The organism is Blautia sp. LMAG:36, from assembly GCF_008680535.1.
In the GTDB taxonomy this organism is placed as follows: Bacteria; Bacillota; Clostridia; order Lachnospirales; family Lachnospiraceae; genus Blautia_A; species Blautia_A fusiformis.
This window is the reverse complement of the sequence record NZ_NALB01000005.1, coordinates 261754-273135: the sequence shown is the minus strand read 5'-3', so window position 1 is coordinate 273135 and position 11382 is coordinate 261754. Positions and strand designations below refer to the sequence as shown.

General features: G+C 40.7%; 12 protein-coding genes. 11 read left to right on the top strand and 1 reads right to left on the bottom strand.

The window, feature by feature from the left end; translation table 11 throughout:
* Window positions 1-21 precede the first annotated feature (21 nt).
* The 5 genes from srtB (at window position 22) to CCC17_RS07265 (ending at window position 5320) form a co-directional block, all read left to right on the top strand.
* Window positions 22-807, top strand: coding sequence for a class B sortase (gene srtB, locus CCC17_RS07285; RefSeq protein WP_287082818.1), 786 nt, complete (start codon window positions 22-24; stop codon window positions 805-807).
* 409 nt (window positions 808-1216) lie between these two features.
* Window positions 1217-2119: a hypothetical protein gene (locus tag CCC17_RS07280; protein ID WP_119235188.1), complete on the top strand. Its 903-nt coding sequence runs from the start codon at window positions 1217-1219 to the stop codon at window positions 2117-2119.
* Window positions 2120-2251: 132 nt separating this feature from the next.
* Window positions 2252-2641: a BlaI/MecI/CopY family transcriptional regulator gene (locus CCC17_RS07275; protein ID WP_026649345.1), complete on the top strand. Its 390-nt coding sequence runs from the start codon at window positions 2252-2254 to the stop codon at window positions 2639-2641.
* A 6-nt stretch (window positions 2642-2647) separates the two neighbouring features.
* On the top strand, window positions 2648-4396 hold the full coding sequence (locus tag CCC17_RS07270) for a M56 family metallopeptidase (RefSeq protein ID WP_117639907.1): 1749 nt from the start codon (window positions 2648-2650) through the stop codon (window positions 4394-4396).
* Window positions 4397-4453: 57 nt separating this feature from the next.
* Window positions 4454-5320 carry a DUF2971 domain-containing protein gene (locus tag CCC17_RS07265; RefSeq protein ID WP_059085782.1) on the top strand — a complete coding sequence of 289 codons (867 nt, stop codon included), beginning with the start codon at window positions 4454-4456 and terminating at the stop codon, window positions 5318-5320.
* Window positions 5321-5595: 275 nt separating this feature from the next.
* Here the strand turns inward: CCC17_RS07265 and CCC17_RS07260 are convergent, their stop codons facing one another.
* On the bottom strand, window positions 5596-5805 hold the full coding sequence (locus CCC17_RS07260) for a hypothetical protein (RefSeq protein WP_187307714.1): 210 nt from the start codon (window positions 5803-5805) through the stop codon (window positions 5596-5598).
* 276 nt (window positions 5806-6081) lie between these two features.
* On the opposite strand from CCC17_RS07260, the gene CCC17_RS07255 reads away from it, so the two are divergent.
* The 6 genes from CCC17_RS07255 (at window position 6082) to recD2 (ending at window position 11306) form a co-directional block, all read left to right on the top strand.
* Window positions 6082-6456 (top strand): hypothetical protein, encoded by a 375-nt coding sequence (locus tag CCC17_RS07255; RefSeq protein ID WP_243032747.1) that lies wholly within the window; start codon window positions 6082-6084, stop codon window positions 6454-6456.
* Window positions 6457-6630: 174 nt separating this feature from the next.
* Window positions 6631-7020: a hypothetical protein gene (locus CCC17_RS07250; RefSeq protein ID WP_243097344.1), complete on the top strand. Its 390-nt coding sequence runs from the start codon at window positions 6631-6633 to the stop codon at window positions 7018-7020.
* Window positions 7021-7423: 403 nt separating this feature from the next.
* The gene (locus tag CCC17_RS07245; protein WP_015525087.1) at window positions 7424-7732 is read left to right on the top strand and encodes a hypothetical protein; all 309 of its coding nucleotides are present in this window, start codon (window positions 7424-7426) and stop codon (window positions 7730-7732) included.
* A gap of 36 nt (window positions 7733-7768) precedes the next feature.
* On the top strand, window positions 7769-8428 hold the full coding sequence (ssb, locus tag CCC17_RS07240; protein WP_110925771.1) for a single-stranded DNA-binding protein: 660 nt from the start codon (window positions 7769-7771) through the stop codon (window positions 8426-8428).
* 23 nt (window positions 8429-8451) lie between these two features.
* Entirely contained in the window at window positions 8452-9069 is a 618-nt protein-coding gene (locus tag CCC17_RS07235; RefSeq protein WP_154780648.1) for a hypothetical protein, read from the top strand.
* A gap of 14 nt (window positions 9070-9083) precedes the next feature.
* A complete protein-coding gene (gene recD2 / locus CCC17_RS07230) occupies window positions 9084-11306 on the top strand; it encodes an SF1B family DNA helicase RecD2 (RefSeq protein WP_154780647.1) in 2223 nt (740 codons plus the stop codon).
* Window positions 11307-11382 lie beyond the last annotated feature (76 nt).

The following is an 11382-nucleotide window of genomic DNA, read 5'->3' as shown; positions in this document are numbered from 1 at the left end:
GAAGAATAATCGGAGGTTTGTATGAGACACATAAAAGAAATCATGATCGTGGCAGTCTGCCTGATGGTACTCAGCTTTTGCGTATGTACCGGTCTTGGCATTTACTTTATGTACCGGGAAGGTGTGCAGGAATATGAAGACCTGCGTACATACGTCAAGGAAACAGATGAGGATGACCACACAGAAGGAACAGACGGAAGCGATGGGAAACAGACCGTGGTTGATTTTAAGGCATTAAAAAAGATCAATCCGGATATCGTTGCATGGATCCGGATCCCGGATACCAGCATTGATTACCCGGTAGTCCAGGGAAACGATGACTCCTATTACCTGACACATACTTTTAAAAAGGCAGAACATGTGGCAGGGGCCATTTTCCTGGATTCCGATAACAATGCCGATTTTTCTGATGACAAGAACATCATTTATGGCCACAATATGAAAGATGGCAGCATGTTCCGCGGACTTCGAAATTTCCTTGACGATGAATTCTTAAAAGAACACCATATCCTCTATCTGTATCTTCCAGATGAAGGGGTATGGATCTTTGTGATCGTAAAATGCGAGTATACACCGGCAGATGGAGATGCTTTCTTACTTGGAACACAGGAGGAAGTTCCGACGCTTCTGCTTTCCACCTGTGGAACAGATACCTCTAAACGTCTGGTTGTATGGTGTGAAAGGCAGGAAGAGAATGGAGAACAGATAGAATATTCTGACGAGGAAACAGAAGTACAGGAAGCTACGGATGATCTTGCTTTCTTAGATGGGGAGTTTGTGGAAAACGAAACCCACGATTTTATTTAAATGCTTGCAGGAATTTAATAGACAATTTCTACAAAATATAACATATTAATTTTCAGGCCTTTCTGGATGGACAGGAACAATCATGGTCTATCCGGAAAGGCCTTTTTTTATTGCAGGAATGGCGTAAAATGGCACTTTGATGGAAATATGATTGCAGGAAAATGAAAAAAGAAATGTTAGTTCTGACTATCACGTCCAGTATGCCGCAAATCATTTGGAGAAGGCGAAGGACGTGTTTATGAAAGCGATGAAGATCCTCTGGATTTATATAGCCCAGTGGAAGGAAAAATAGAAATTAAACTGAGATGATAAAAAAATATAGAAAAAAGAATTGACAATTGTATTCTACAGTTGTAGAATACAATTAACTTCTACAGATGTAGAAAATAAAATTCTAGGAGAATCCACGATGAAGACAAAATTTATGACACTTATGACGGTAGCAACACTTGGGATTTTTTCAGCTGCAACGGTTATGGCAGCAGGAAATAACGATTTCTATACACAGCCGCCGGCTGGATCTGAATGGGAAAAAGCAGATACGGAAGGTACCTATGCAAGCTATACGAACGGAAATGATTATGTAAATATCTATAAATATTCACTGGAGGATGTCAAAACAGGGATTGCCAAATGCAATGACACATACGATGCCTGCTATCAGACAATTTATTCAGAGGGAAACAGCCTGTATATGGCAGTGGGATATGCAAAAGATGCAGATGACATCAGTGAAGTCAGAAAATTTGTAGAATATATTTCGTATCCTGGAAATCCTTCACTTACCAGACAGGAGAATGAAAACCAGACCGATGATTCTTCTGATGATTCTGATAAGGCAACTACAGATACTGCCAGTCAGAAGTCAGGAGGAGATTCAGATTCCTCCGATACAGAAGAAAATGCTTCTGCAAAATCCTCGGACAGCAATGATGATTCCGATATCCTTTCTACCTCACCAATGACATTAGTTGACAGTGATGGAAATACCATTGAGATTAATTACATTCTTCACAAAGATTATTCTTGTGAATATCGTGGAGATGATGGAATGAACTATACCGATAATGGGGATGAGACTTATACCGACGAAAATGGAAATACCTACTCAGCTCTGAATGATGATACTCATCATCTGGGACATACGTTGGAACAGCATGACCTTCAGGATGCAAACGGTAATACTGTGACGGTTACGGAAACTACAAATGGTGATTATTATTTCCAGGATGAAAATGGTACAGGATTTACGGACAACGGAGACGGGACATGGAGTGATGAAAATGGCAGCAGTTATACAGAAATAGACTGATAGTGGTCAGTAGCTGCAGGAATGGCAAGGGCATTTGCAAATTGTGCAAAAGCCCTTGCCATTTCCGTGAACTGTGGTAAAATAGAGTTATTCCTACATTTGTAGAAAATATGTAACAGGAGGTATGAAAAAGTGAAAAAAACTTACCAGAGACTTCCGGAATCAGAGCTGGATATTATGCTCGTTCTTTGGAATAATACTCCGCCGATGACCAGACCGGAGATTGAGAAAGTGATCAATATGAAGAAAAAACTTGCATCAACAACAATTTTGTCATTGCTGACCAGATTGGAGAACAAAAATTTCGTGGAAGTGACGAAACAGGGAAAAATGAATCTGTATACACCCCTGGTTTCGCAGTCAGATTATCAGGCACATGAAAGCCAGAGTGTTCTTGAGAAACTTTATGGGAATTCACTAAAAAAGTTTGTAACTTCACTTTATCATGGAAAGAAGATCAGCTCAGAAGAAGTCCAGGATCTCAGTGAATTTCTTAAGAACCTGGAGGACAGGGAGGAATAGCGAATTATGGAGGTTTTCATTCTGCACATTCTGAAACTGAACATTATTGCAGCAGTAGTAATTTTACTGGTAAAAGTGCTTGCGACTCTGTTTAAAGGACGTGTATCAGCGAGATGGAAGTACCTTATCTGGCTGTTGATTACGATAAGCCTTTGTGTTCCGGTGCGCCTTCCGGCGAATCTGGCACTGGTGGATTTCAAAGTACTTAGAAGCAGTCAACAGAATACGCAAAACCCGAAGATAACGGATTACGCAGTCAGACCAGAGGAAAGTCAGAAGATAACAGAAAACGTATCATCTGCGAGCAATGACATGAAAAATCTGACAGAAATCCCGGAACAAAAGAGAACTGTCAGGTACGAATCAGATAAATGGCTGGGAATTGTGGCTTTGATTTTTGCTGCTGTCTGGCTGAGCGTAGCGGTACTTAAACTGACAGGAGAATTGCTGGCATATTATTTTTCTATAAGGAATCTGGAACGGATGAGTCTACAGGTAAGTGATACGGTGAGTATTCAGATGTACCGTGCAGCGTGTCAAAAGAAGCACGTACGCAGAATACCGGAACTCAGGCAAAACGCAGGTCTTACCACACCGCTTCTTGCAGGACTTTTACATACAAAATTGTATCTACCAGCAACCGGGTATTCAGCAGAAGAAAGAAAACTTATCTTTTACCATGAACTTACACATTATTGCCATCGGGATCTCTGGTATAAGATGCTCCTTCGAATCTGTGCATCGATATACTGGTTCAATCCCTTTCTTCTTATCATGCTGAAAGAAGCGGATAAGGATATTGAAAATCTGTGTGATACAGCGGTTGTTCGCAGAGTTAATAAAAAGGAACATAAATTATATCGACAGCTGCTTCTCAGGACAGTGGCCATGGAAAATCAGATTCCATATGTGACAGCAAGTCTTAATGACAGCGAAATGGTGTTTAAAGATCGGATTCTGTATATGGTGAACATTCGGAAACTCCGCAAAGGAATTCTTCCGGGAATTCTTGTGACGCTGCTGCTTGCAGGCGGTAATCTGGTATTTAATGTCTCTGCCGGGACAGATACAGTTTCAGTAGAGACGGAGAAGTCTGGTATTGAAAAAAATGCAGATCCAGAGAAAAATAATGTACCGGATTATGCACCGTTTTCTGAAATGGTAACTATGCAGAAAGCTGCTGAAACACAGGACGAAGGAGGAGTGACAGAGAATACAGATACAGAGGATTCTGTAGATGAAGAGGAAAAAGCGGATGCGGAAACAAATGATGAACCTGCCATGGAAAACAGCGGACAGGTAAGTGAAACGACCGATGATGGAATTACCTCTGACAACAACGAGTCTGTTTCATCTTATGAAAATCTGCCAGCAGGCGTACCATATACCAGTGGATTCACTACTACTTTCGGTGTAGCATCAATTGTAGCACCGGGTGAAGGAGATGAAGAATCCAGAGTTCTTTACGATAACGGAGATGGGACCTATTCTGATGCTTATGGGAGCCGATACAGTTATCAGGGAGATGGAAACTGGGCAGATGCCAATGGAAATTCATATCGTACTTGGAATGACGAAGGTTATCATTTCGGAAACCAACTGGAACAGCATGAACTTCAGGGCAGTAACGGTACTGTTAATGTAATAGAAACAACAAACGGAGATTATTATTATTGTGACGCAGATGGGGTCGGATACACAGACAATGGTGACGGCACCTGGACGGATGAGAATGGGAACATCTATACAGAATAAAGGATTTGTCCGATCGATGCATATTCAAATGATATTATTTCAGAAGAGGTATTGTATATGACCTACAATTTAGTAGAAATTCAGAAAAGACAGGAATCTACTGACAAATTTGTTCAGAAAGTTGGTAAAACTTTATGGCATTACACTTCTTTTCCAGCCTTGGATGGAATTTTAAGGAAAAAAAAGATTTGGTTTGGCAGCGCAACGAATGTGAATGATGCAAAAGAAGTGATTGGGTTTATTGATAACCTGAAGCAGAACATTGAGAACGGTCTTACCCAAAACAATATAAAACCCAAATGTGATGTTGATAAAATATTTAAAGAAATATATGACAGAACATCGCAAAAACACCTTTTTATGTTCTGTTTGTCACAGGCATTAGACGATGCAGCTCAATGGGACCGCTATGCCGATCATGGACGTGGTGTTGCAATAGAATTCAATACCGAAGCATTGCACAACCTGTTATATTATCATGGGATGATCATTGGCGAACAGTATTATACTCAGGAGACCAGGGATCATGAATTATACAAATTATTGTCTTCATATATTTCCACTGGAATTCTGGAAGGATTTTCCAACTTAGATGGATTCATTGATAATTTAGCATTATGTGCCCTTATTCACAAACATCCTACATTTACTGCTGAAAAGGAAATCCGAATCGCACCATATTTTGTAACGGACAACGATCCTCATATCGAATACAAAACATTCAATATAATAAAAGAGTTCTACATTTTAGATTTACAAAAAGTCTTAGAAACAGAAAATATGCACAGGGAAGATATTATCAATTCAATTATTATCGGACCACGTTCATCCCAGAATCCAAAAGATTTGGAAAACTACTGCAGACATCTTGGGTTGCATAAATTGGCTCAAAATATAAAAGTATCTGATTGTCCATTGCGTTAATAGATAAGAGGTTCCACTTACAGTGTAGAATCTCTTTTTCTGTCAAAACTCATCTAACGATTTTTGTTGTTGTCGGTTGCTTCATATAGTACACTGTCGTTATAATTATTAACCGGCAATGGAAAGAATGAGGAAATCGTATTGGATACCACAGATTACACTTCATGTGCAGAGATCGAAGAAGCAAAGAAAGCGTTTTTCGAAACCAAAAGGAATCGAAAAACGCTTTTTCATATATGACATATAAAAAATGGGATCATAAACGATAGCATATATTATTTGCGAATATCTACTAGTCCCTTTTTCAGTATATATTCAGAGAACTCATATGAAGCTCCGTCTCCAGTCACATTCAGATACAGATTTTTGAGGTCGCTTTCATTTACGATCCAGGCCATGTTCAGCTGTACACTTTCGCCTGGTTTTATAGAGGAAATGTAGTTTCCACCGTTGCCATAATTTTCAGAGACACTATAATATACCATTTCTCCAGTCTTTGCCACGCCGGTCCAACTAATGTAGTCATAACATGGCAAGACAAAAGAAGCCTGTACATCGTAAACGGTGAAACGGTTACGTTTTTCCAGCTTTTCCAGGAGCAGGTGGAAGCATAAACGATGGAATATTGGATGCTGCACTCACACCGAAGCTAATACAGCCAACAACATTTGCAGAGATATCGGGAAATACATCTGAAAGAGCGAAAAAGTTTTCAAAGATATTAAAACATTCCCATATACCATATCAGCAAGGTAAAAGATATGCATATGTGGCAGCTTTGCCATCTGGCTATGGTAGTTCCGATTGCAGATGCATATTATGAAGCAGATTGTCCAGAAAAAGCAGGAAAAGAATGGAAGACCGAGAGAAAAACAGCAAAAAGACTGAAAAGAAATTTTTGCTTTTTAAAGAAAAAGTTTGGCAGACTGTCACCATGCAAAATGAATATTTCTCGTTTTTTGCCATTGCCAATTTTAACTATTGTGTTATCCATTACATTTGAAAGCCGATTTGGAAATAAGCTCATGTATCAACATGCGATGAAAGCGCCAGATGAAATGCGAGGACTACATAGACTGTTTTATTTATATACAAAAAATATTTCTTGCAGAAAAGGTAGGCGTTTTGTACAATAAATGTTGATCTGATGGCGCAGGAAAAAGAAGGAAGATAAGGAATCATAGATGCAGAGGAATGACAGAAGCTATAAAAACTTAAAACAAAAACAGAAAAGTGCAATAGCTGATAAAACATACAAAATGTATCTGAAGTTTTACCTTGAAAATCAGAGAATGCCGGATGCTGCTGAAATGAATGATATTTGCAAAAGTCTGTTTGCGACTGTTCAAACACTTGCTCCCCAAACTGAATATGAAGACTTCTATAAAATTGTCGAAAAGCGTGAGAGGGGATATGAAGAACGTATCCTGAGAGATATTGAGAGCGGAATTACATTGGAAATACTTACAGCAAAAAAGCATAAGAAGACGCCAGAAGAAAAAGCTGTTATTATAAAACAGAAGAAGCAACAGAGACAGGCAAAACGGAAGAAAGAAGCAAGAGAAAAGTCGACAGCAGATGAAATCTTGCAGGATGACAGATTTTTCTTTATTGCAGGTTATACCTCCGGAGGTGCACCATATGGTGTCACCTGGGAGGAAATGGAAATGGAACCATGGGAGGATTTGAAAGAAAAATGAGTGAGTTGTCAGTGCAACATCATTCATCTCTTGAAACAGAATCTGATTCCCGTTTTGGCTGAAACAAGTCAGAATAGATATCATAAATCTTTGAACGATCCAAATACAAAATATAGCAAAAGTGCGATTGACGCCAACAATATCTTGTGTTAATATGATTGTGAGATTTGTATTTGTATCTGTAGACACAGATAAGAAACGCTGGTTCCGGATCTGACCGGGAGTAAAACATTAAGGAGCCAAAAGCCTCCTGCCTTTGTAATGAATAAGGTCATTTAGAATGAAAATTTCTAAATGGCCTTTTTTTGTTGCAAAAATATGGCAGACAACAAGTACAGATCAGCAAATAAGGAAAGGAGGATCATAAAAAACACAAGGAAACTCAGAATGCAAGGAGGGCGTTATGAAACGAAAAAAGATGGAAAAGGAGGTCGTGCACCTTCTTGAATGGATTATCGAATATCCAGGAGTATGGCAGATCGTATGTAATCCAGATGGAAAGGAAACCTCGCCTGAATCTTTTAAGATGGCATATGATATGCTGGTCAAAAAATCTCTGTTTTATCTGATACCGGTATTGTTTGCAACACATCCGGGAGAAGAATCACTGGAGATGGCGAAAAATTTATGTACGGCTGACTCTGCTGCCCGCGAGATCCGAAAAAATGGTATGGGAGCATTAGTCAAATGTATGCGGGAACATCTGGAATGAAACTGGAAAACTTTATAAAGTTATGGGAGGACAATTATGAACAAATCAATCATGATGGGACGAGTAGTAAATGAGCCAGATTTACGCTACACACAGACAGAGAATGGAGAACTTGCCATCGCAAACTTTCGCTTGGCGGTAAACCGGAAATTTGTACGAAGAGGAGATCCGGAAGCAGATTTCTTCAGCTGTACGGCTTTTGGCAGAAAAGCAGAGTTCGCGGAAAAATATCTGTTTAAGGGTATCAAGATTCTGGTAGAAGGTCGTATGCAGAATGACAACTACAAGAATCGGGCTGGTGAAAATGTCTACGGCATGCGGCTTATGATTGAAGAGATTTCTTTTGCAGAAAGTAAGAAAGCTTTAGAATCTGGAAATGACGAGCGGGAAGAGCCGGAAAGAGAAACAAGGGCATCTTCTAATCGAAACCGTTCTGACCGTGCAGAAAACCAGCGTTCAGCTTCCAGAAGCACCAGAAGTGAAAGAGCAGCAGAAATGGATGACCGTGACTATGACAGGGAACGTGAAAGTGGAAGATACAGAAACAATACCAGGACAGATGCATCAGATGATAGACGGAGATCAAATTCTGGCGGGACAAGATCCAGAGGAACTTCGGCAAGAAGTCGGGAGCGTAGTCAGGATATTGATGACCGGTACATGGAAACAGATGATGAAAAACTGGATTTTGACTGAGCAAATCATAGGAGGAAATGCTTATGATGGAGAAAATGAACAAATGGTTGTCTGCACATAAACAGCTGTGCGTGATAACTGGAATTTTTGGTCTGTTAGTATCACCATTTTTATGGCCGGTATTTCTGGCAGTGATCATACAGTCCCTTTCACTGGTCATTCCGGTTGCAGCAGGACTGTTTTTCTATGAAAAATTTATTATGAAAAAGGACAAGGAGGAAACGAATGAGAATGATGATGACAACAAACAGCAAAAGAGTGCAGATGCCCGTAAAGTACATGCAGATGCTGAAAAGACCGAGGATTTACCGAAAAATCATGAGAAGGGATCGGAAACGGTAAATTTCGATAATCAGGAGAAGCAGGCAAGATGCAGGGCACAGGCTGCCATATGGTACGAAGATGAAGGCTTTGAGCGGATCCAGGCGATTCGGAAAACTCTGGAATCTGAAAATCGAAACCGTTTTTCAGTAAACAGGGAAGGAATCTGCAGTATTTCCATTGGAAAAAGGAAATATCGAAGGGTTGGAATTTTAAAAGGATATCCTTTTGGACAGACAGAGGTGATCCGGGAAAAACTAAAGAAGGATGGTTTCATCACCAGTATGGGATGCAATAATTATCTCTGGATCTCATGGTAGAGAGGAGCTGGAACATGAGCATTTGCTGTAAAGCCATCCGGCAGATCTATTATAATGCAGGAAGTGGATATACGGTAGCTTCCTACATGACCAATGAAGATTTACCGGAGGAAGTAAAAAAACAAAAGAATGGAAATTATGGAATATTTCAGGCATTTGGAACCGAACTTCCGACAAACGAAGGCCTGGATGTGGAACTGACGGGAGACTGGAAACCCACAAAATATGGAATGCAGTATAGTGTGAGCAATTTTTCAGTAACCATGCCAACCACAAAAGAAGGTATTCGGACTTATTTGTCGTCATCCCTGATCAAAGGGATCGGACCGGCAATGGCAGCTCGCATCGTAGAAACGTTTGGGGAAGATACACTGAATGTTTTTAATGACAGCCCGGAGAAACTTCTTCGGGTAAAAGGAATTACGCAGAAACGCTTAGATGATATTCTGGAAGGATATCAAAAAAGCAGTTCCATCCGGGAACTGATGATGTATTTGTCCCCTTTTGGGGTGACTCCTGCAAAAGTTTCAAAAATACAAGAGAAATTTGGCCCTGCTGCAGTTATGATCGTGAAGGAGGAGCCTTTCCGGCTCTGTGAGGTTCATGGATTTGGATTTCTGACTGTTGACCAGATTGCAGTAAAGGCAAAACATTTCCGTGCAGATGATCCCCTTCGCATTAAGGCTGCTATTTTGCATATTATGTCAGAAGCAGAAGGCGAAGGACATTTGTATTTAAAAAGAGAGGACATTATTGAACGTGTCGAAAAACTTTTAAATCACAATAAAGATGTTTCACCGGTCTCTGAACGGGCAATCCGGGATACAGGCAATGATATGATCCATACAGATGGAAGCCTGGTCTGCCACGATGGAGGGTTTTATACACGCAAAAGTTTCCAGGCCGAACTGGGAGCTGCTGCCGCATTAGTCAGACTCCATATGCAGACGGGAATGGCTGTAAATGTTGACCGTATTTTAAGAAAGATCCAGAAAGAACAGGATATTATTTTGAATGCGAAACAGCAGGTGGCAGTAAAAAATGTCTTTGAAAACCCGGTATCCATCATTACAGGAGGACCCGGCAGAGGAAAGACTACGGTGATCCGTTTCATCATTGCTGTACAGGAAGCATTGGATAAAAATGCGGTGATCCTTTTATGTGCACCTACAGGTATCGCCAGAAGGCGAATGCGGGAATGTACAGAGTATCCAGCACTGACGATCCATAAATCCATAGGGCTTACCGGAGAAGCTGGAGAGGAAGAATGGAAGAACGAGCAGCCAATTCCAGATGACCTGATCATAGCAGATGAGTTCAGCATGGTCGATATGTATCTGGCGGATAAACTGTTTTCCAGTATTAAATCCGGTGCCAGACTGGTTCTGGTGGGTGATAAAGATCAGATCGAATCCGTAGGGCCTGGAAAAGTATTTCAGGAGATCATTGATTCCGGCGTATTTCCGGTAACTGTCTTAGATGAATGTTTCCGACAGGAAGGGAATTCCACCATCAGCCAGAATGCCATTAAGATCAATAAGAATCAGCTGGATCTGGTGTTTGATGATACCTTTCAGTTTATTCCGGCTTCCACACCGGAGGAGGCTTCGCGAAAGATACAGAAGATCTATCGAAAAGAAGTACTGCAGAGAAACGGTTCTCTGGAAGAAGTGCAGGTGATGTCACCGCTTCGAAAAGATACGGAAGCAGGTACGGATGCATTGAATCTGGTATTGCGTGACATTGCGAATCCAAAGCGTTTCGGTTATCCGGAAATCACAAATGGCAGGAATACTTACCGGGAAGGTGACCGGGTCATGCAGACAAAAAACAACGATGAAGTAGCAAATGGCGATATTGGAGAAGTCATAGGGATTTTTCGGAAAGATCAAAAAATGGTCATGCGTGTAGATTTTGGGGATGGCCGGGTCATGGAATATCAGGAGGAAGACTATTGGCCGCTGACACTGGCATATGCGATTACGGTACATAAGGCTCAGGGCAGTGAATATCCGATGGCAATCCTTCCAATGCTTCCATGTTTCCGGTGGATGCTTCGCAGAAACATTTTCTATACGGCAGTAACAAGAGCCAGAGAAAGGTTTATAATTGTGGGAAGCAAACGTGCAATCGCACAGGCTATCCGGACGGATTACATCAGTCGGCGAAACACCATGTTTGGGTACCGTATCCGAAAAATATATGAAGCAATCCTGGAACAGGAAAAGAGCGCATAAAGAATGAATGACAGGCAGACGTTGGAAAAATCCAATGCTCTGCCTGTTTCTTTCCTTCGTATGCAGAAAATCACAT